The following is a 21,208-nucleotide window of genomic DNA, read 5'->3' on the forward strand; positions in this document are numbered from 1 at the left end:
AATCAACAGTTAGCAGGAATATTAACGATGAAAAAGCTAATTCAGAACATAATAAAGTAGCCTTTAAAAATGTTATTAGATCCGGTTTCGAAATTCACGGAAGTTTCGTCTAATCATAATTAAAACTAATTTAATTTTAGAAGTTTCATTGCTAAAGTCAATAGCCTAATTTTTCAAATGGCGGGCTTAATAGCAATTGCTAAGGTTCTAATTGTTTCGCTTTATTTTTTTCAGATCTGTGTTATTTTATAGTTGAATGTAAGCGCTTAAAATTAAAAAATCTGCTGCTCAAAAAGTATATTTAGTAAAAGATTCGTAACGCATAAACAGATACTACGAGGAGGGATAGCTGATGAAATCGATCATGCCAATTTTTCAGCGTCAGTTGCAACAAATTCAAATTGAACATACTCGCTTTTTAAACAACCCATATGATCCTGAACGAACTCATGATTTGCGTGTTTCGCTTCGGATTTTGCGGGGCTTATTTAAATTTTTAAAACGGCAGCTACCAACAACAAACTTTGCGATCATCAATCAGAACTTGAGCCAAGCGGCTAAACTCTTAGGTCCACTGAGAGAAATCGATGTTTTAATTGAAAAAAGCAGTCAGTATGCCCTTAAATATCCCAATGCTGATATAAGCTCAAACTACTATCAACTTTTTAAAATGTTTTACCAGCAGCGCCAGCAAATCATGGAACAAATTCTGAGCATTGCTACCCAAACAACTTTTAAGAAGTGCTTAACAACTATTAAACAACAATTAACTCAGCTAAAATTTCCAGCTAAGCTTAATTGGTCAAAGTTGCTTACGCAGCAGCTGAAAAAACGGCAGAAAAAAATTATTAAAGCTTATCAGAATTTGGACTTGACTGATTATCCGCAAGTTCATCACATTCGAAAACAAGCTAAAACTTTGCGCTATTCAGCCACTTACTTCGCCGCTTTGATTTCTCCTCATGCAGCCATTAAGACTCAAGCAGCTGCCGAGAAAATTCAAGATACTTGTGGTGTGATTACGGATGCCCATGTAAATTATGGCTTGTTGCTAAATTTTGCGACAAAAATCGTTGATCCCCAACAAAAATTTCTCCTGTTAAAAATTGCTCATGAACAAGAAAAAATCTATCGACCGCCTGCTAAACTCAATGATAACTAAAATGTTATTAACCAATTAAAGAATTAAAACCAATCCTGTTCAGCTGAGATACTCTTAAAGCAAGATTGGTTTTTTTACTAGCTCATTCATTGTCTGTTTTTAAAGCCAAAGAGTTTAAACTCTCGCAACAAATTCATGCAACATTTTCTAAAGCAGTCAAGCCGGCAATTACCAAGATAATTGTCGAAAAAGCTGATTAATTTACCTATTTATACCTGATCACTTAACATATACCCAACCCCGCGAACAGTTTGAATCAACTTTTTTGAATTAGGGAAATGATCAATTTTGTTACGTAAATAGCGAATATAAACATCCACAATATTTGGATCACCTTCAAAGTCAGTTCCCCAAACCAGATCTAATAATTCATTGCGAGTAAAAACTTTACCCACCGTCTTGAACATTTCTAATAACAACTGGTATTCCCGTTGCGTCAATTGAATATTTTTACCCTGACGCATGATTCTTCGCTTACCAACATCAAGCGTCAGATCATCAAGTTTGAAAAGTTGAGAATGTGTATTCAGTTGCCGTGGCCTACGCAAAATAGCTTTCATACGTGCCAGCAGTTCTTCAATATCAAAGGGCTTAGTAACATAATCATCAGCTCCACCTCTTAGCCCGGCAACTTTATCACCAGTATAATCACGAGCTGTTAGCATGATTACTGGGACGTCAGATGCATGCCGCAAACGACGCAGGACACCTAAGCCATCTAATTTTGGCAGCATCCAATCAAGGATGATTAAATCGATTACTTCTTGCTTTGCCAAAAAAAGTTTTAAGGCTGTTAATCCATCCATTGCGGTCAACACTTGATAATTTTCAAACTGCAACTCCTTTTTCAAGGAATCTAGCAAGCCCTGTTCATCTTCCACTAAAAGCACAGTTTTTTTCATCAATAACTCCTCCATGATGTAAACTAGTTTCTTCTTAATTCATTTTAGTTGTTTTTTCTCAAAGTTTTCTGAGATTTTCTCAGAATATCCTCAGCCTTTATCAATGGCAGACAAATTTTAAAAAAAGTAATATTTTAAAAAGGCTAGTTTTCTTCATTTGTAACTTCAATCCCGCAAATCAACCACAGATGACTTAAGTAAATTTTAAAAACATTTTGAAAGGAAACCATTTTATGTTTAGAAAACTCGAGTTTAGCAGTTTAATTATTTGGTCCGTCTTTTTTGTTATCTTGCCCTTACCACTAATCCTCAGTCTTTTGACGGAAATTCACACACTTGGGTCTCAACAGCAGCTTTCAATTTACAGTGGAACCATTGCCTATACTTGGATGCTGCTCGCAGTTTTTTTGGGAACTCGTCCGCATTGGCTTGATCGTCTAGTTGGTCTGCCTAATATTTATCAACTTCATGGCATTTTAGCCACTGCTGCTTTACTATTAGCTTGGCTGCATAAGTTCAGTTCACATGCTGGTGGCTTAATAAAACAAACCGGTGATCTAGCGCTAATTATCTTAACCATCATACTAATTTATTCATTTTTGTTATTGTCAAATTGGCTGACTGCCCATTCAATCATCTTCAAAGCCCTCCGCCACTCATTTGAGAAAGTCTTCAAACATGAGTTTACATTATGGACCCATCGTTTAAACCTATTAGCAATTGCTTTGATTTTCATTCATGTCCAACTGATTGGTTTTGTCACCCGCATCACACCATTTATGATTTTATTTGACAGTTACAGTTTAGTGACTCTGCTGATTTATCTAAAATTCAAACTCAACTGGTACCGTTCGGATCAAGCTGAACTAACTGTATTTCAAAATAAACAAATCTCCGCGCGAATATGTGAATTGACACTAGACGGTCGCCAATTAGCCAAGCTGCAATTACTGCCAGGAGATTTTATTTTCTTAGCATTCCCCAAAATCAAAGAATTACATGAACCGCACCCTTTCTCGATCGTTGCTTTACCGGTCGATACTGGAAAATTAAAATTAGCAATTCGAGCTGATGGCGATTTTACAACTGCTTTAGCCAAAGTCAAAGCTGGAACTCAAGTTAAGGTGACCGGCGGTTATGGCCGATATCAACATTTTATTGACGAGCAACCAAGTCAAGCTAATCTGGTCATAATTACCGGTGGAATTGGCGTTACTCCGTCATTTTCAGTGATCAAACATAATTTATCACACCAAATTTATTTCTTTTATACAACCCATCATGTTTCTGAGCTCCTTTACCTTGATCAACTAAAACAGTGGAATCAATTGAATAACTTCCACGGTTATTGGCAAAAAGGCCGCTTTTCAGATAATTTTGTCGTTGAACATTTGCCTGTTGATTGGAAAAAAGCTACACTTTTCTTGTTAAGCGGTCCAACACCGCTGATTAATCATTGGCAAGCCTTTTTGCTCAAGCAACAAGTTAAACCCACTTGTATTTTTAAAGAAAATTTTTCATGGTGAATCGAGGAAAACAGCTAATGAAATCATTTTTCAAAAAAAATCAAAATAGTGATGCAATTATGCTCCGGAGTTTCCTATTATTAATTACGACCATCATCGTAGTCTTTAGTGTTATTTTAGTTATTGCTATTGGTCATCAGCTTTTGGAAACCAGCCGAACCACCGCCGACAATATTGTCACCAGTCTGGAAAAAACTGTTATTGATGGTAATCATGATTGGAAACAATGGCGTTTTAACAGTACACTTGATACCAGCACAAGTTATGTACAGATCCATAATACACGGACAACAGCCAAGACTAAACACTATTATTCTCCTGGTACACAAAAACTCCTAACGGTCCAGCCCCGAAGAATTCCTTTAATCCATGATTTATATTATCAAAAAAATACTGGTTTCTTATTATTTAAGACTGGCCATGCCAAGGGAATTGACTATAATCTTTGGATCAAATTGCAGTCACAAATTAAAATTTTAGTACGAATTATGTTGGTTACTTTTATTATTCTGCTTTTGACTTTAATTACACTGCCACTTTACATCCATGTAATCACGCAACGGTTGACTGGTTCCTTAACTAAACTGACTCACGCTTCACAAAAAATTTCGGCTGAAAATTTTAAGGGTGCTAAAAAACTGCCTGTTCCAGCTTCCCCAACTGAAGTCAAGCAATTAGCCCAAAGTTTTAATCATTTGCTAGACAATCTTTACTATCAGAATAATAAAGAAAAAATTTTTGTCGCTAATGCCGCTCACGAATTACGAACGCCAATTGCCACGATTCAAAGCCATGCTCAGTTGATTAAGCGTCATGGCCAACAACACCCAGAAATCATTAATGATTCATTAACGTATATTTATCAAGAATCAACTCAAATGGCGGATCTCATTGAAAAATTATTAACTTTATCCCGCGCTGATCAAATGAGATTGCCCCTAAAAAATTACAATTTAAGTCAGTCCTTGCAATCTATTGGGAGTAAATTTCAAAAAATTTTACCCCAAAAAATGGAGTTGGTACTCCCCCCAGGAATCACAGCTGTTGCTGACCAGCAAACAGTTGAACAAATTGTAGCTAATTTGTTGACCAACGCCAGCAAGTATTCACCAGCTAATTCAGTTGTCACTTTAATTTTAAAACAGTCGCCACAACAGACGACCATCCAAATTTGTGACCAAGGAATGGGCATCAGTTTTGAAGAAAAAAAGCATATTTTTGAAAGATTTTATCGTTCAAATAATGTTCGTGGTTCGGTTGCCGGTACTGGCTTAGGATTAGCAATTGCGGCTCAACTGGCGGCTTTGAATCAACTCAAACTCACTGTGAGTAATAATGTTCCTCATGGTTCAATTTTTTCATTGATTTTTGAAAATCGTAACTAATCTTTAAAAAATTTCGATTACTGATAAATTTTAATTTTAGCTTCTGTTGAAAACCTGCTTTTCGACAAAGGCTTTTTTAATTCTGAAAAAAACTCAGTTTCTTCTTAGTAAATTTGCCTTTTTATAAATGCTTCTTTTTTATAAACTGTCAACAAGTTAATGTGCTGACCACCTCTAAAACTTAGCCAGCATTAATTTGATTTTAACTTCAAGACCGTGAAAAAAGTCCGTTCAATTTATTTGAATCATCAGTCAAGGGCAATTAAAAAATTCACTTTGAAAAGAGAGGAAAATTAAAATGAAAAAGCTGACAATCGTGGTGCCTGCCTTGAATGAAGAAGCAGTTCTACCGACTACTATTCAAAGATTAATTAGAATTGAACAAAAACTGATCAAAAAATATCCGCTCGACCCCCAATCAAATATTTTAATTGTCGATGATGGATCAAGTGATCAAACTTGGAACATCATCAAACAAGCTCATCAAACTCAGCCAGTCTGCGAGCTTAAATTTAGCCGTAACTTTGGTCATCAAAATGCCTTAGTCGCTGGGATGAAGACTGCTAGCCAAACTGCCGACCTAGTTGTCACGATCGATGCTGATCTGCAAGATGACCCTGAAAAAATTGCGGAAATGCTCAAACAATTTTTTCAAGGAGCTGAAATTGTGTTGGGGGTCCGAAACAATCGTGATACCGATCAATGGTTTAAACGAACCTCATCCAATTGTTTTTACAAATTGCTCAATCTGATTGGCGTCAAGTTGATTCCTAACCATGCTGATTTTCGCTTAATGTCGAAACGAGCTGTTTTAGCTTTTTTAGCTTATCAAGAACGCAATTTATTTATTCGTGGACTAATTCCATTATTGGGTTTTAAAACCGCCAAAGTTTATTATCGACGCACACCACGACTAGCCGGTCAATCGAAATATCCACTTGCAAAAATGTTGGCTTTCGCCTGGGATGGGATAACCTCATTTTCAATTGCCCCAGTCAAAATAATTTTATTTTTCGGTGGTTTGGCAAGTTTTTTGGGAATTGTCATGTTTTTATATTCATTAATCACTAAGCTTTTAGGCCTGACAATTCATGGATGGTCATCATTGATGATTTCAATTTGGGTACTGGGCGGTTTACAAATGCTCAGTTTAGGAATTCTTGGTGAATATCTAGGAAAAATTACTTTAGAAGTTAAACATCGACCACGCTATTTAATTGAAGCTTATCTGAAGTAGGTGTTTTTTTTATGATTACTAAACTTAACTATCTTAATTTTTGGCCTAAAGTTTTAACTAGCTATTTAATAATTGCCGTTTTAAGCAATCTTTTTTTTAAAAATTCAAGCAGTACGAGTTTAAGCTTATTAATTGGTTTAATCTGGCTAGTGGCTTTTTTTAAATTTCTTCAACCGACACTTGATAAAATCAGTCAGCAAACCTTAAATTATTTTTTAATTATCAGTTTGTTCTTGGTCATTATTCTGCAAAGTTGGATCTTAATAAAATTTCCCGTCAGCGTTTTCCATGATCCTTATCGAGTTTTAACAGCCGCTGAACGCTTAGCTGCTAGTGATCCTAATTGGCAGCAAAGCACTTACTTTGAGCGTTATCCCAATAATCTTCCCCTGACATTTTTCTTATCACTTTGGTTTAAGCTGACTTTCAAATTCCACTTGACCACTAATTTTGCTTTGGGAGCTCTCAATTTAGTTTGTTTAGACTCCTTAATAATTAGCATAATTTTAATGCTTAAAAAGTTGGCAGCTCGCAATTCGCTGATCATTGCCAGTTTGGCCTTTTTGGTCTTTACTCCCTTTGCTTATAGCTACTACTTGCAGATTTTTTATTCCGATTTGCCTGCAATGCTCGGACTAATACTCATTTTTCAAATTTTGCTAAGCTGGAAAAATCCGACCGTCAATCAAAAATTTTGGTTAGCCTTAAACTTATTCATTGTTACTCTCATCAGTCAACTAATTAAGCCAAATTTAATCGTAATTCTGCCAGCTATTTTGCTGTATATTTTGATTCTAAAACAACAAAAACTACTGAAAACCAGTCACTTGCTAACACCATTAATTATAATTATTTTAGCGATTAGCCTGTCATTCCCAACTGCCAAAATTATTGAGCAAACTGTCGCTTTCCAGCCGAAATCTAAAGCCGAATTACCGGTAGAATCATGGATCTTAATGGGCTTAAACCAGCATTCACATGGAACCTATGATGCAGCACTCATCGCCCAAGAACTTAAAATGCCCACTAAAGCTGCTCGCCAGCAAAATGATCTGAAAAAAATCAAGGCTCAAATTCACCGGCTGAAAATGGTTGGCTTATTTAAACAATGGCTGATTAAAGCCAGTATTCTTTTAAACGTCCGTTCGTTTCTTACTTGGTATAATGGCGGCTTACGTTCAGCTAGCACCAATCTTTGGAATTGGCAAAAAATAGCCAGCTTTATCTATCAGTTAGCCAATGTCTTGCTAGCAGCAGTTGTTTGCTTGCGGCTTTTAAGCTGGCAACCTCAGCTAGAAAATGCTCACGAAAGAGTAGCTTTGCTTGCAGTCATTGTCTCACTTGGATTATTATCTTTTAATACTTTTCTTTGGGAAACCGAAGCACGCTACGGACAGATAATTTTACCGCTAAACTTTTTGCTTCTCGGAACTATTCCTCTTAAACAAACAAAGTTTAGCAAAATTCAAGTTAAAAAAATATTCTTAATTAGTGTCATTATTCTCTTAGGCATCAGCGGCGGTAATTGGTCAAAGCTTAGTAGTTCAAATCCTGGCTCACATATTGTTACTGCACAAAGAAGTCAGCTTTCAAACCAATATGATCCACCAACCTATGATTTGAAAGCAAATGCTTGCCTCAAACAAAAAATTTCGTTTGCTCACCGGGTTAATTTATTTTGGCTTGAATTACCAAAGACTTCAAGTATTACTGGTTGGTTAACAAACGACAACCATCACTATTTACTATCCAGGCAAGGGAAACATTTTGGCATAAATAAAACACTCACTCCAGGAAAATATTTATTAATTTTAAAAAATCCAACTAATACAGTCCAAAAAATTGATCTATCCCGAAACATTAACTATCAACTAGCTACTTATCCGTTGCAGATCAATCATCAAACTGATTACCATGCTTCTTTAATTTATCAAGCTCTTTACGTCAGTAGATAAATGCTGAAGCTCAAACGATCAAACCAATCTAAAAGCTCGACAGTCACTAACCTCTTTAGCTAGCAATTGTCGAGCTTTTAATCTCAAATTACTTATTTTCTTGTTCAAGATATTTATTATCTAAAATATTGAATAGCTTGAAAAATTAAATATCCGCCAACTAAAATCAACAAGACTCCCAAAGCACGTGCCAAAAGCTTGAGCTCTCTTTTTAAATCTTGTTCCCGTAATGGATAACTTGCCCCTGCCAACAGTTCGTAATGTTTAAAAAATGTTAAAGCCCCGCCACCCCAAAGCACGGTAATGCCAATTAAAGCCGAGCCGAGGTTGCTTAGTAAATTATTGTTAATGATCACCCCTAAAATCGTAATTGTTGTACTTGCTAAAATACTGGCAATCCACGGCGTTCTAAAATTTCTCCCCATTTTCATTACTTCTTTCGACTTTGTTTTTATGACTTCAGCTTTCTTGAAATAAAGCAAGATTAGTACGTCTTTTTTCTGCAGCCTCGGATCTTCTGAAAGCCAGTGGCTAACAATAAATCCCCATTAGTTAAGCAAAACAATGCTCCACTACTTAAAAAAACAAGCATTTTGAAACTCAGGCACTTCAAAATGCCCATTTATCTAATTAATTGTTATCATTGCTTTGATCTGTTTGGTTATTATTATCAGTCGTTGCCGGTGACTCTTGTTGATTATCAGTTTTTTCAGTTGCTGCTTGGTCATTATTAGAAGCAACCGCCTGACTGCCAGAGTCCTCGTTAGACTGATCGGTTGCAACTGCTGTCCCAGCCTTAGTCTCAGTTGAATAATTACCGGTTCCACTATTAGAGCGAGCATGATAATACGAACGTGAACCTTTGGCATAATTTGTACCAGCATAGCTCGATCCACTCGTTTCACCATAATAATATGTAGTTGTTGAGCTTGTCTTCGCACTAGTAGCCGACGAAGCGGTCGTTAATGAGTGACTGTCACTAGAACTTGCAGCTTTTGCTGTATTGGCTGCTGAATCCGTGAGTGTCGACTGGACTGTTGAAGACTTTGCAGCAGTTTGATCAGTCTTTTGATCAAGTTTTTGCAGTCGGTTTGAATACTTTTTGGTCAAACTAGTAAGTTGTTTTTGAAAATCATCCGCCCGCTGAGTCGAGGCAAAAATAACTTGCTGATGTCGTTGCAGCAAAGTTTTGGCATGTTGCAATTTTTTTAGCTTTGCCTTCAGATCACGCTTGCTGGCATGCTTTAAATCAGCAAGCGTATTTTGTTGAAGGGTTTGCTTAATTTGCTGAATAAAATAGTGACGTCCTGAGGAAATTACTGCTTGATATTCTTTGATTACTCGCTGATTTTGGCTTTTTTGAGCCAAATATGTTTGATAATCTTTTTCCAACGTTTTAAGCCTTTGCAGCCGCTGAGTGTCCGTTTTAGAATTCTTTAACGCTTTTTTTTAGTTCGAATCTGATAAATTTCAGCACTAGTTCGATTAGCCTCAACTTGCTGATGATGACGTGAGATTCCTGCCCAGGCAACAATTGTGACCAACAGAATAAAACCAATTAAACTAGCAATAACATTAATCTTTTGGTTGATTCGACGATAATGTGATCCTCGCATTTTTTCTTTCCTTTTTATTTAAATTCTGCCTTATAAATTATTTTAGCAAAAAATGCCCGTTAAAACTAGCAAAAGTGAATGATTCACTAATAGTTTTTTAATCACAGCTTGTTATTTTATTTCATTTTTGATATTATAATGATATCAAAAAATTAGTGGAAGCTAAAATGAAATTATCAAGTATCATTGGTCGCTTAATTGGCGGATATTTGCTTTCAGGTGTCTATCTTGGATTTACTTTACTAATTTTAAATGAGCGTGGAGCTGGTCAAAGAATCCCAGTAGCTTCAAATTTATTCAACAAATATTTTATTTTCGATGCACTCTGCTTATTTCCGCTAGCTTACCTGATTGTTGCTAATTGACGATCAAAGTTAAAAGCTGTGGCTGATGAGAGCAATATCCAAAAAGCCTTTGAAAAAAACGGCGAATCATTTGCCACTGCCAACTTCATCCCCGCTTATTTCTATCATGGCTCCATGACTGACTCATCAGCTGCCATTTTTTTTGCTTTACTACTTGGTATTTTGATTGTCACCGCTCGTTTTAAGTTGCTGGCTAATCTGGAAAGCAATAAAAAAGCTTTGTTTAACCCTTAAATAAGGCCCCTATTTTCAGTGATTTTCTTACTTGTGAGCCGCATTTTTTGATCTCTTTCAAATAAATTTTTGGTGACCGCCGCTGCTTTAAAAATAACGGGACCTTTTCGACTCGTACGTCACTAAATTCCAAACCAAACCATTGAGCTGGTGTTGTACTATGATTTTGCAAAAAAATTCTAGCTTTGATCAGCCAATGCTGCCAGGCTGGAAGCATTGTATCTTCTGACAATAATTCATGGATCAGAATAAAACAGAAATCACCAATTTTTCTTTTTCCTAAGGTAGTGTATTTTTGAGGCTGCTGATCGATGATCCTTCTTTTTACCAAATCATTCACAATTTGTCGCAAATACAGATTGACATGATGGCTGGTTTTAAATCCTAAATATAACTGTAAATTAACAATATTCCTAGTTCCCAACATATCAACTGTGTAATAGCAATTATCGGGCTCATCTGTTGTATTGACCGTCACAAACCAATAGACTAAAGCTCGTTTGGGCTGCTTATCTAAAATCGAATACAGCATTTCTCTTTTTACTTGATAGTTTGGCCGTACCTTTGCCATCATCACCACGTTGCTCATAAATAAAGGAAGCGATTGATCAGCGGTTAAATCAACCAGCTGTTTTTGATAATCCAACAGCGAAACCTCATCTGTTTCATCCAATAAACTATCACGAATTTGGTTCCCAAAATACCAGATTGCCATGATCAGCAAAATAATCATCGTGATCAACAAAGTGATATAGCCGCCATAAATAATTTTAGTCAGACTGGCTAATAAGAAAACCATTTCAATCAATCCAAAAACCGTTACAAAAATTTGAGCGCTTAGCGGGTGCCCCTGGTGCTTTAAAAAGTTCTTCAATAACAACGTCGTCATCAACATTGTCAAAGTAATCGCTAAGCCATAGGCAGCTTCCATTCGTGCAGAAGTCTGAAAATACAGCACAATCAGTACTGTACAAGTACACAACAGCCAGTTAACTTTATTGATATAGACTTGGCCCCGTTGTTTGCTAGGATATTCAATTTTTAAATGTGGCAAAAGTTTTAATCCCATCGCTTCTTCAACTAAAGTGAATGAGCCAGTGATCAGAGCTTGCGAGGCAATAATCGCGGCTAAGGTCGCCAGGAGAATCGCAAATGGTCGAAACTCCAGCGGCAGCATTTGATAAAATGGATTAGTAATCTTCTGACCAGCTGGCTGTTGCAGCAGCCAAGCTCCTTGTCCCAGATAATTAAGCATTAAGGCTAAAAAGATCAACGGCCAAGTGGCATAAATGTTGCTGCGCCCGACATGTCCCATGTCTGAATAAAGTGCCTCAGCCCCTGTTGTCGCCAAGAAAACTCCACCTAAAATAAAAATTCCCACTGGATTTACTGGCGAAAATAATAGTTTAATACCATAAATTGGCGATAAGGCTTGTAAAATCGACCAATTTTGGTTTAAATTCACCAAACCGCTGATCGCCAAAAAACTAAACCAACTGACCATCACTGGTCCAAAAGCTTTGCCAATCACATCAGTACCAAAATTTTGAATTGCAAATAGGATTAGCAGAGTCACTAATGTCCCGGCAACAACTTCTTTTTGCTGGGTTACCCAAACTTGACCATTAAACGCCATGCCCTTTAAACCCTCTAATGCACTCGTCACGGTCACAGCCGGTGTTAGCGTTCCATCAGCTAATAAGGCCGCTCCGCCAATTAATGTTGGAATTAATAGCCATTTGCCATTTTTTCTAATCAGTGCGTATAAGGCAAAAATGCCTCCTTCACCTTGGTTAGCTGCGCGCATCGCGATCAACACGTATTTGATCGTCGTGATCAGCATTAAAGTCCAAAAGATCAACGACAAAGTTCCCCAAACATATTCAGTTGTCAATGGTTGTTTGCCAAGCTCATTCAATAAGCTGCTCATAACATATAATGGTGAAGTTCCAATATCGCCATACACTACCCCAACTGTAATCAAACAACCAACTAACGAAAAACGAATCTGTTTATTCATTCCGACCACTTCCAATTCTCTCTTTAAAAAATACCTGACTGCCAAGCAGCTATAAATTAAAAGCAAATCGCTGATCAGCCAAAGTTCCCCCAAAACAAAATGTTCTGCTAATAAAAAAGTCAAAATTATCAGTCCACTTAGAAAACCTCCAAGCTAGATATTTTTTCAGTTTATTTCACTTTTTAATTTTGCATAAAACTATAGCCAACACCGATATGCGTTTTAATAAATTTCATTGCATTTGAATCTGGCTCGATTTTCTTTCGCAGCGCCGCGATTGCCACCCGTAGTGAGGTAGTATCACTCACTGGCTTATCCTGCCAAAGCGAACGCATAAGATAGCCGTGTGTTAAGACCTTAGAAGTATTGTTAGCTAATAAGCAAAGCAAATCATAGGTTGTTTCTGTTAAATCTAGTGGTCGATCTTTTAAATAAGCCATCCGGGCCAAAAAATCGATTTTTAAATCACCATTTTGGTAAATTCGCTGATTATCGTTTGTATTCTCTAAATAATTTCGTCTCCGCAGCGCCGCCCGAATTCGAGCCAGCAGTTCGTTGATTGAAAAAGGCTTAATCAAATAATCGTCTGCTCCTTGGTCAAGTGCTAAAATCTTATCATTTTCCTCATTTCTGGCAGAGACCACAATAATCGGCGTTAGTTCGGCCTGTCGAATCCGTTCGATGATCTTGATTCCATCAATATCCGGCAAGCCGAGATCAAGCAGGATAACTTCAGGTTCAAATAACTTAAAGCTTTCCAAAGCTTCTTTCCCATCTTTAACCCAAATAACAGTATAATGATTAGCTTTTAAAGCCATGTTGATTAAATGACCAACTTCGTGATCATCTTCAACTAACATTACTCTGAAATTTTTCATCTACTTTTCCTCCCATTCTGGTAAAGTAAACCAAAATCTAACTCCAACCGGATTGACATTTTCAACACCAATTTTGCCACCGCAAGCTAAAATGATTGCTTGGCAAAGTGCCAAACCAATTCCTAGCCCTTTGCGACCAGTATCGCTGTTTTGCCCACGATAAAAGAGTTTAAAGACCTGATCCTTGTCTGGAATCTGCGGACCGTTATTGTAAATTGTTACTAGAATTTGCTGCTGATCGGTTTTAGCAGCAGCCATTTTGATAACTGACCCAGCTGGCGAATATTTGATTGCATTATTGATTATATTAACGATTACTTGAACAATTAACCGGCCATTAGTATGCGCGATTAAATCTGTTTCCGCTAGTTCAGTTATAAGCTGATCTGCTTCAGCTAAGGGACTCAAATGATTAAGGGCCGCTTCAAAAATATCGGCAATTAATTCTGGCTCGCGTTTTACTTTAAAGTTCTGATCATCAACCTTAGTCATCGACAGCAAATTCTCAGTCAAATCAACCAGCCACGCAGCATTTTGATTGATTGAATGAGCCAATTCCTGCTTTTGTTTCCCATCTAATTGATATTCCTCATGCAGCAGCATATCTGAATCACCATAAATTGCTGTCAAAGGCGTACGTAAATCATGTGAAATTCCGCGCAGCAAATCAGCCCGCAATTTTTCCTGTTGTGCTAAAGCCAGTGCTTGGGCTTGTTCCTTTAAGCTTTGATTTTGTCGAAGTGCCTGGCCGCACGTCAAGGCAATTGAGACTGCTAAATCTAGCGTCAATGGATCAGGTAATTTATTTTGATTGATTTTAATAACAATCACTCCAGCAGTTTCCTTGCCTTGAATCACGATCACTGGGAGTAAAGCAAAACTTAATTTATTATTTTTAAGACTGCCCCACCCAGCTGGTTGTTGATGTTGAATTGTCCAATCAAACAAAGCTGTCAAATTAGGACTTGCTAGTTTTTGCAAATCGGCTGAAAAACTGCTGCCAAACTTTTGCACCAATTTATACTGCTGATCATTTTTCTCCAAAATGAAAACATTATCGCCGAAAAGCTGATTTAACTGTTCACCAGTTACTTGAAAAATCTCGGTAATTGTTTGACAAGTCTGCAAACGCTGGCTGGTCTGTAAAAGAATATCAGTTCGATATGCTCGGCCAGCATCTAAATGCGCCTGTTTTTGAATCCTAGCTGTCCATGAGCCACTCAAAAAAGCTACAATAAAAAGTATCCCGAAAGTCATTAGATTGTTAGTATTGGTTTGCAGTGAACCCACTGGTCTGGTAAAGAAAAAATCATATATGATTGGGATTGCTAAGGAATAAAGCAATGAGTAAAATCTGTCCTTGGTTACCATCGCTGTCAACATTACTCCTAAGAGATAAATCAAAGTAATATTGGTATTATTTGAATTGATATCTTTTAAAATTAGTCCTCCCAAAGTCGTTATCACCAATATCAGCAAGGTTTTAAAAAGATTTGTCAATTTTATGTTATTAGTTAGTCTGTCTATAAATTTTAAGTGCTGTTTAAACTTGGAAACTACCTTGTAATTTGAATTAGCTACCCTGATTTTTTCAATTTCCGGCAATCGGCGATCCATCAGGTGTTCCTGATTCTTATTTCAGCCCTTTAAGTAGCCTCTTTCATAGATCAAAGTCGTAATTTTCTTTTGTTTTGCATACTCGCTGAGCAGATGAACCCGATCTGTTCCATAAAGGATCGTAATTTTCATCCCTAAATCTTCTGCTAGGCGAAAATTGGCAAGCAAGCCTGGATCGTTTACCAGTGTTGAACTTTGACTAATATAAATTCCGCTTAACTTGGCTTGTCTACCAGCTGCTAAATCAGCGGCTAAACGAAGCGTTTGACGATTGCTAGCCGAGTTTGAGAGACAAACTAGTAGTTGCGGCGGTTGATTTTCTTTCATCATTGATTGCTCCTTCAACTTAAACTGGTTGTCTTCGACTATAACAAAATTGGTGTTAAGATGGTGTTAAGATTCCAGCTTTTTAAAACAAACTAAAAAAAGTGCTCTAACTGCGTCAAGTTAACTAATCACTAAATTATTCAAGTTTATTTAAAATGGATTGAACAAGCTTGGCTGATTTAGTTGCTAACAAACACGGTTACGACACTTTTTTACTTGAAAAAAGCTAATGATTACTCCTAGCCATGAAAATTACCAGTATATTGATTAACCGTCACATATGGTAAACTGCCGGTATTGTATTCCTTGACCCAGACTTCCCAAAGGCCATTGCCAATATATTGATAACGACTAGGTGTTGCATGATAGCCAGCAAATAATTTTTGTTCAAAAGCTTTGACCCAGGCACCTTGCGGCTGTGTTGAACTAGTACTGGCAGTTGAACTGCTGACTGAAGAATTATTTGAACTTACTGATGTTGTTTGCCGATTGGCCTGTTGGTTTGTTGAACTAACACTGTTTGCAGCCGGACTGGTGATCGAACTTGAAGCGGTTGCATTTGACTGGCTGCTGGTAGTTAGCGAACTGTCAGATTTAGCGGCGGTTGACGATGCTTTCACTGAACTTGAATTAGTTGTTGTTGATTGACTCTTTTGGTGATCCTGTTTTTTAGAGTGCTTTTTCTTTTTAACACTAGTTACTTCAGGTGCCGACTGGTTAAAATGTTGCTGCCAGCCCCAAATTGCAGTTAGACCCATTACCATCACTAAAACAATAACCACTAAAAACCTGATTTTCATCTTCATAATTTTTCCCCAAGCTAATTTTCTTTAATTATGGCATACTCCATATCAATTAATCTGCTTCTTTAAGAAAAATTATATTTTCTAGTCTAAAAAATAGCAGTCAATGTTTGCTTGACTGCTATTGACTAAAAATTTTAAATTCAATTAGCCGTTTTTGACTAATGATAAAAATTGCTCAGTTGCAAGTCCTGGGGTGATACGAACTCGCTCAAGCGAAAGAGCCCCTGACTTTTCTGAGCCAGGCTGGGATGAGTCGTTAAGCCTAATTATAGTTGCATTTTTTAACTAGCTGCAATGTCTGTTGATCATAGCTGCCAGCCGGATAATCAATCACCTGGATATCTTGATTTAATTGCGAATCTAACTTCTGCTTAGCATTTTCAAGGCTTAGCTTGTGTTTTTTTAGTCTTAGCCGTTGCTATCTTATTCTTGAGAGTTTTTTTGTCCTTTTTTAGTTTGCGATGTTCTAACTGCCTATTGACTGTTTTTAGTCACCTCTTTGAGTGACAACTAACTAAAAACAATATCATCAAGCCCAAAACCAAGCCTAATAAAAATTTTTTTCATCCTTGCATTCCCCAATTCATTGCTAACTATCTCTTTTAAAAGTCAGTGAATTGACTTATTATTTATGTAGCTGCTTATTTTCTACCTCATCCTAAAGAAACGAAGGTCTGATAATGTCATTTTTTTTCATTTTTATTTTTTTGATCATTGCTGGCTTTTTAGCCGGTTTATTAGCTTCAGTTGCTGGATTAGCTTCACTTGCTTCTTACCCTGCCTTGTTGCTAGTCGGCTTACCACCAGTTTTAGCAAATGTCACTAGCACAACTGCTTTAGTTTGTACTGGGATCGGTTCAACAGTTTCTTCATTAAAAGAACTCCATGGTCACTGGAATAAGGTCCTTGTTTTGACTTTATTGTCAACTGGCGGCAGTATCTTAGGAAGCTTACTGTTATTACTGGCGCCAGCTGCTTCATTTGAAAAAGTTGTACCCTTCTTTATCTTGATTGCTGGCAGTTTGCTGTTAGCCTCCAGTCGAAAAACCAGCCATCTCCAGCTTAATTCCCAAAAGCTGCCTGAGTTTTGGCTAAATTTGCTGAGTTTTGGCGGCATATTTCTAGTTGGAGGTTATACTGGCTATTTTGGTGCTGCTGGTGGAGTTATCACGCTGGCTATTCTTTTAGTCATCATTAACGAAGATTTTGCAACTGTTAATGCTATGAAGAACTTTCTGGGGTTTGCCAGCAATCTGATTGCCACTGTCATTTTTATTTTTAAAGCGCAAATTGCTTGGAAAATGGTCGTGCCCCTTGGAATTGGCCTATTAATCGGTGGCTACTTAGGTCCCGTGATCGTGAGACACGCTAATATTCATCTCTTACGAATCCTAATTGCCTTAGCTGCTTTTGGTTTAGCGGGTTATCTGTTTATAACAGCCTATTTGTAAAAAGATCATCAAGATTTAACTGATGATCTTTTTTAATCGCTAGTTACTTAAAAAAAATCATCAATGTTTGGGAATTTGTTCAAAAATACTGTAAAACTGAGATTTATCACCAAAATCAGCCATGTACTGCCCATTCAAACCGACTTTTTGTCCGATCATTTCTAAATTAATAATTAAGTTTTCCTCTTCTTTAGAATAATGCAGTCGCCCCGCCATCGAAACACTCCGGATATAGTTAATTAACCGCATCACTAACGCTTCAGGATTTTTAGCTGTTGACAATTTTTTGGAAACTTGTCGCAAAACGTCAATAATATCATTTAATTTGGCTGATTTAACTTCTCGATTGTCGAGAATTGCAATTAATCGATCAATATACTCTTGTGATTTTTGAACATTATTTTCATTAAACAATGACCCCCGAAAATAATTTGTTTTGAAAATGTGAACTATTATTCTTAACATAATCGATTGATATTTTAAAAGCAACCAGCAAAAAGCCTTCATTTCAAGGATGCTTCAATAATCAGACACGCTGGCTTCAAGGCTCAGACACTTTTTTTATTGATTTGGTTGCTAATAAAATTTTTACAGCTGATAATGATTAACCAGGTACCACTCTTAGTCTTGAGCCATTATTTTGGCTGAATTGGTCAACCACCACTGACTAAAGGCACAGGACTAATATTCATTAAAAAATTGAATTACCGGTGGAATTATTAATATCTAACAGACTTTTAGTCAGTTTGGGCATCTGGATATTATTTTTTTCTTACCTAACCTTTCCTTCATCTCCAAATATTCTTGCTCTTTTAGGTGAAGTTGCAATTGCAATTATTTTTTGGATACTAGTTTTGAGTAAAATCAAATCTACTAAAGTTTTTAAAAATCGATTAGTTTTTAATTGGCAACAAAGAATTTCCTTAAGCTTGATTCTTTCGTTGCTAATTTTGATCATGCTTGCAGGCAACGTTCCTCAAAATATTAGCCAGCTTGCAAATGAATCATTAAAAAACTCTTTAGCTGGTTTAATAACAGCCATCTTGGCGAGGGTCTTTGAAGAAACCTTTTTTCGTGGCTACCTTTTTTCAAGTTTTATAAATTGCCTGCAGCAAGGATCCTTGCGCCTAGTCTTAGCTGGTATTATATCTAGCCTGCTATTTGGATTAGCTCATCTAATAAATTATTTTACAGGTGGGGCCGATCTTCAAAGCACCTTGCAGCAAATTTTCTATGCTGTTAGTTTTGGGCTTTGTTTAGCAGCCATCCGAACGGCCTTCAATGGTTTGCTGATACCAATCATCCTTCATATGCTAATCGATCTTCAGGCAGCGCTCACTGCTTACTCGAATGAACACAATTCTTGGTTGCCGATTATTCTAGTCTTTACTCCGCTTTTGCTGATTTCTGGACTGTTTTTATTTGAAACTGGTCACAAAGTAGCCGATAAGGATTATATTAGAATTAAGTAATTAGATTGAATTTAGAAGGATCAAGAAAATGGCTCAAAATACCAAACCAGATTTACGTCAACTAAAAAAGGAATACCGGCGACGGCATCGTCATCCATTTAAACGACTGGTCTTTTTAATGGTTTTTGTCGCAGTTATTTCATTTATTGTTTTTTTTGTCCGCAAATATTTCGAACCCAGCCGTTATTTTTCAAACTTGCAGGAACTTTACCAAACACATGTTAAGTATCAAGAAGCTCAAGGTAGTTTCAATGCTTTGGTAATTGGTTCTGATGAACGAAAGAATCAAACTGTTGGACATACCGATACGATCATGCTGGTTCATGCCAATTTAACTAAACATCGCTATACGGTTGTCAGCATCCCGCGCGATTCGCGAATTTATCTAGATAATATTGGACATACTAAATTAACCAGTGTGCAAACTATTTATCAAGGAAAATATGGTGCCAAAAAAGGAATTTTAAAAACTGTTGAGGCAATTTCAGCTTACTTGAATGTACCAATCAACTACTACTTAGAAACTAACTATTGGGGATTGCGTTCAATGGTCAATGCAATTGGTGGGATTACTATTAATTTACCTTTCAAGGTGACACTTACTCATCCTTGGTATCAAGAGGATTATGCTAAAGTCTTCACACCAGGTAAACACCATTTGAATGGGAAAATGGTTGCCGAAATTGTTCATGAACGCGACTCGGTCCCAGGTACTGATTTTGGACGACAGCGATTACAAGAAGCTGCTTTAGTTGGCATTATTAATAAAGTCACTGAACCAGTTTACGCCCTTAAAATCCCGGTACTCGCCAGATCAATGTCAAAATTTTTGGTTGCCACTAATCTTAATACTAATGATTTAATCAGCATCGGCTTAGCTGTTAGGGGAAATTTCAATGCGCAAAAACAAGTTAAATATTATCAACTAACTGGAAAAAACAAAGTTCTCTATGATAGTGTCTTACAAAACGACAATGATGAGATTGTTTTGAACCGCAATCAGCTTGATAAGATCATTGAACAAGATTTTGATGGCCAATAAATCTTTAATTTGCATAATCAGCAAACTGAAAGCTTTGCTCAATGATCATTAATTAAATTAATAGCTAAGATAATTTTTTTACTTAAAAATAGTCTAGTCAAATTTTAACACTGCATTAACTTGCAAAATTAATAGCTCGCAAAACCGATATTAAAAATCGCTTTGCGAGCTATTTGTGCCGCTAATTTGTCTAATCAATTAAACTCCAAATAATTCTGAATTATCTAGCCAATCATATTTCATAAACTGTTTCAATTTTTTATTAACTGGAATCCAGAGTCCAGTTCGTAACAAATCGCGCATAACTTCGGTAAACATAAAATCATTTTTGGGCTTTTTAATTAAAATAATTTGATCCGTTTCTGTTTCACAAATCACTTGTTGTTTTTTTAGACCAATAATTTTTACTGAGATAATATTAGGATTAAATTTCATGAAACATTTCCTCCTATCAATTAATACTTGATTTGTTGTTTTATAGGTTGCTACCTTAACGACAATTCTTATTCTAGAAGGAAAATTTGAAAATCTAGCGAAAAACTTTTGATGATCTGCTTAGGTTTTTACTAAGAAACACTAACTGTTTAAACTAATTGAAATCAGCTTAATATTTTTTTATTTAAGTTGTGAATTTTCTTGGTTGAAATTTTTGCTATACTATTTGGTAGAGTAGTTTAGCTATTCAAAAAAACGAAAGAAGCGAATCTACGTGAAATTATCTTAGCTGGCGATCATGCCGGATATGAATTAAAAAAAATTATTGCAGCAAAGCTTAGGAAAATGGGACATACAGTTAAAGACGCTGGTCCATTTAGCAATGATTCAGTTGATTTATCTGATTTTGTTTACCCTGCAGCTTTAGCTGTTGGTAAGCAGCAATATGATCGAGGTATCTTTATTGATGGTGTTGGTTATGTCAGTGCTTTGATCGCAAACCGAATCTATGGGGTCGATGCGGTTGTTTGCCAAGATCCATTTTGTGCGAAACTAGCCCGTCAACATAATAACAGCAATGTTTTGTGCTTAGGCGGGAAAATTATTGGTCCCGCCATTGCCGAAGAAATTGTTAAAACTTGGATGACGACTGAACCACTGACTCAGGAAAAATATCTGCGTCGAATTAAAAAGGGCCAAGCAATTACCGAGCGCCATTTAAAAAAGCTGGATGAAATTTAGCTTAACCAACTCAATCAAGTTTTCCAGCAAAGCGAGG

At 36.7% G+C, this 21,208-nt stretch carries 22 protein-coding genes; 11 read left to right on the forward strand and 11 right to left on the reverse strand.

Annotated features, from left to right (window positions below; genetic code table 11):
* Positions 1-352 precede the first annotated feature (352 nt).
* A complete protein-coding gene (locus tag ON15_RS09900; RefSeq protein WP_010581336.1) occupies positions 353-1,162 on the forward strand; it encodes a CHAD domain-containing protein in 810 nt (269 codons plus the stop codon).
* 209 nt (positions 1,163-1,371) lie between these two features.
* On the opposite strand, the gene ON15_RS09905 is transcribed toward ON15_RS09900, so the two are convergent.
* On the reverse strand, positions 1,372-2,064 hold the full coding sequence (locus ON15_RS09905; RefSeq protein ID WP_010581337.1) for a response regulator transcription factor: 693 nt from the start codon (positions 2,062-2,064) through the stop codon (positions 1,372-1,374).
* A 233-nt stretch (positions 2,065-2,297) separates the two neighbouring features.
* On the opposite strand from ON15_RS09905, the gene ON15_RS09910 reads away from it, so the two are divergent.
* The 4 genes from ON15_RS09910 (at position 2,298) to ON15_RS09925 (ending at position 8,167) form a co-directional block, all read left to right on the forward strand.
* Entirely contained in the window at positions 2,298-3,590 is a 1,293-nt protein-coding gene (locus ON15_RS09910; RefSeq protein ID WP_010581338.1) for an FAD-binding oxidoreductase, read from the forward strand.
* A gap of 17 nt (positions 3,591-3,607) precedes the next feature.
* Positions 3,608-4,975, forward strand: a complete 1,368-nt coding sequence (locus ON15_RS09915; protein ID WP_010581339.1) for a HAMP domain-containing sensor histidine kinase — start codon at positions 3,608-3,610, stop codon at positions 4,973-4,975.
* Positions 4,976-5,273: 298 nt separating this feature from the next.
* Positions 5,274-6,212, forward strand: coding sequence for a glycosyltransferase family 2 protein (locus ON15_RS09920; protein WP_010581340.1), 939 nt, complete (start codon positions 5,274-5,276; stop codon positions 6,210-6,212).
* A gap of 11 nt (positions 6,213-6,223) precedes the next feature.
* Complete coding sequence (locus tag ON15_RS09925) at positions 6,224-8,167, forward strand: hypothetical protein (protein ID WP_010581341.1); 1,944 nt, start codon at positions 6,224-6,226, stop codon at positions 8,165-8,167.
* A gap of 116 nt (positions 8,168-8,283) precedes the next feature.
* Here the strand turns inward: ON15_RS09925 and ON15_RS09930 are convergent, their stop codons facing one another.
* From ON15_RS09930 to ON15_RS09940, 3 genes are all read right to left on the reverse strand, one after another.
* Positions 8,284-8,592, reverse strand: a complete 309-nt coding sequence (locus ON15_RS09930) for a hypothetical protein (RefSeq protein WP_010581342.1) — start codon at positions 8,590-8,592, stop codon at positions 8,284-8,286.
* A gap of 205 nt (positions 8,593-8,797) precedes the next feature.
* The gene (locus ON15_RS09935; RefSeq protein ID WP_010581343.1) at positions 8,798-9,559 is read right to left on the reverse strand and encodes a hypothetical protein; all 762 of its coding nucleotides are present in this window, start codon (positions 9,557-9,559) and stop codon (positions 8,798-8,800) included.
* A 44-nt stretch (positions 9,560-9,603) separates the two neighbouring features.
* Positions 9,604-9,783: a hypothetical protein gene (locus tag ON15_RS09940; RefSeq protein ID WP_026049578.1), complete on the reverse strand. Its 180-nt coding sequence runs from the start codon at positions 9,781-9,783 to the stop codon at positions 9,604-9,606.
* 167 nt (positions 9,784-9,950) lie between these two features.
* Between ON15_RS09940 and ON15_RS09945 the strand changes: the two genes are divergently transcribed.
* Positions 9,951-10,148 (forward strand): hypothetical protein, encoded by a 198-nt coding sequence (locus ON15_RS09945; protein WP_010581344.1) that lies wholly within the window; start codon positions 9,951-9,953, stop codon positions 10,146-10,148.
* Positions 10,149-10,166: 18 nt separating this feature from the next.
* The gene (locus tag ON15_RS09950) at positions 10,167-10,382 is read left to right on the forward strand and encodes a hypothetical protein (protein WP_010581345.1); all 216 of its coding nucleotides are present in this window, start codon (positions 10,167-10,169) and stop codon (positions 10,380-10,382) included.
* Here the strand turns inward: ON15_RS09950 and ON15_RS09955 are convergent.
* The 5 genes from ON15_RS09955 to ON15_RS09975 form a co-directional block, all read right to left on the reverse strand.
* Positions 10,372-12,402: a KUP/HAK/KT family potassium transporter gene (locus tag ON15_RS09955; protein ID WP_026049579.1), complete on the reverse strand. Its 2,031-nt coding sequence runs from the start codon at positions 12,400-12,402 to the stop codon at positions 10,372-10,374. The genes ON15_RS09950 and ON15_RS09955 overlap by 11 nt on opposite strands.
* Before the next feature lie 182 nt (positions 12,403-12,584).
* Positions 12,585-13,280: a response regulator transcription factor gene (locus ON15_RS09960; RefSeq protein WP_010581347.1), complete on the reverse strand. Its 696-nt coding sequence runs from the start codon at positions 13,278-13,280 to the stop codon at positions 12,585-12,587.
* Positions 13,281-14,897 carry a DUF4118 domain-containing protein gene (locus ON15_RS09965; protein WP_010581348.1) on the reverse strand — a complete coding sequence of 539 codons (1,617 nt, stop codon included), beginning with the start codon at positions 14,895-14,897 and terminating at the stop codon, positions 13,281-13,283.
* Between the two features lie 21 nt (positions 14,898-14,918).
* On the reverse strand, positions 14,919-15,224 hold the full coding sequence (locus ON15_RS09970; RefSeq protein WP_010581349.1) for an adenine nucleotide alpha hydrolase family protein: 306 nt from the start codon (positions 15,222-15,224) through the stop codon (positions 14,919-14,921).
* A gap of 239 nt (positions 15,225-15,463) precedes the next feature.
* Positions 15,464-16,030 carry a hypothetical protein gene (locus tag ON15_RS09975; RefSeq protein ID WP_010581350.1) on the reverse strand — a complete coding sequence of 189 codons (567 nt, stop codon included), beginning with the start codon at positions 16,028-16,030 and terminating at the stop codon, positions 15,464-15,466.
* Between the two features lie 680 nt (positions 16,031-16,710).
* On the opposite strand from ON15_RS09975, the gene ON15_RS09980 reads away from it, so the two are divergent.
* Positions 16,711-17,481, forward strand: a complete 771-nt coding sequence (locus ON15_RS09980; protein WP_010581351.1) for a sulfite exporter TauE/SafE family protein — start codon at positions 16,711-16,713, stop codon at positions 17,479-17,481.
* Positions 17,482-17,541: 60 nt separating this feature from the next.
* On the opposite strand, the gene ON15_RS09985 is transcribed toward ON15_RS09980, so the two are convergent.
* Positions 17,542-17,895, reverse strand: a complete 354-nt coding sequence (locus ON15_RS09985; RefSeq protein WP_026049580.1) for a bacteriocin immunity protein — start codon at positions 17,893-17,895, stop codon at positions 17,542-17,544.
* Between the two features lie 440 nt (positions 17,896-18,335).
* On the opposite strand from ON15_RS09985, the gene ON15_RS11305 reads away from it, so the two are divergent.
* Complete coding sequence (locus ON15_RS11305; protein ID WP_141567417.1) at positions 18,336-18,953, forward strand: CPBP family intramembrane glutamic endopeptidase; 618 nt, start codon at positions 18,336-18,338, stop codon at positions 18,951-18,953.
* 28 nt (positions 18,954-18,981) lie between these two features.
* Entirely contained in the window at positions 18,982-19,995 is a 1,014-nt protein-coding gene (locus tag ON15_RS09995; protein ID WP_010581354.1) for an LCP family protein, read from the forward strand.
* Between the two features lie 198 nt (positions 19,996-20,193).
* Here the strand turns inward: ON15_RS09995 and ON15_RS10000 are convergent, their stop codons facing one another.
* Positions 20,194-20,430 carry a hypothetical protein gene (locus tag ON15_RS10000; protein ID WP_010581355.1) on the reverse strand — a complete coding sequence of 79 codons (237 nt, stop codon included), beginning with the start codon at positions 20,428-20,430 and terminating at the stop codon, positions 20,194-20,196.
* Between the two features lie 279 nt (positions 20,431-20,709).
* Between ON15_RS10000 and ON15_RS10005 the strand changes: the two genes are divergently transcribed.
* Positions 20,710-21,171 carry an RpiB/LacA/LacB family sugar-phosphate isomerase gene (locus ON15_RS10005; protein WP_026049581.1) on the forward strand — a complete coding sequence of 154 codons (462 nt, stop codon included), beginning with the start codon at positions 20,710-20,712 and terminating at the stop codon, positions 21,169-21,171.
* Positions 21,172-21,208: the final 37 nt, after the last annotated feature.

This window comes from Liquorilactobacillus vini DSM 20605 (assembly GCF_000255495.1).
In the GTDB taxonomy this organism is placed as follows: domain Bacteria; phylum Bacillota; class Bacilli; order Lactobacillales; family Lactobacillaceae; genus Liquorilactobacillus; species Liquorilactobacillus vini.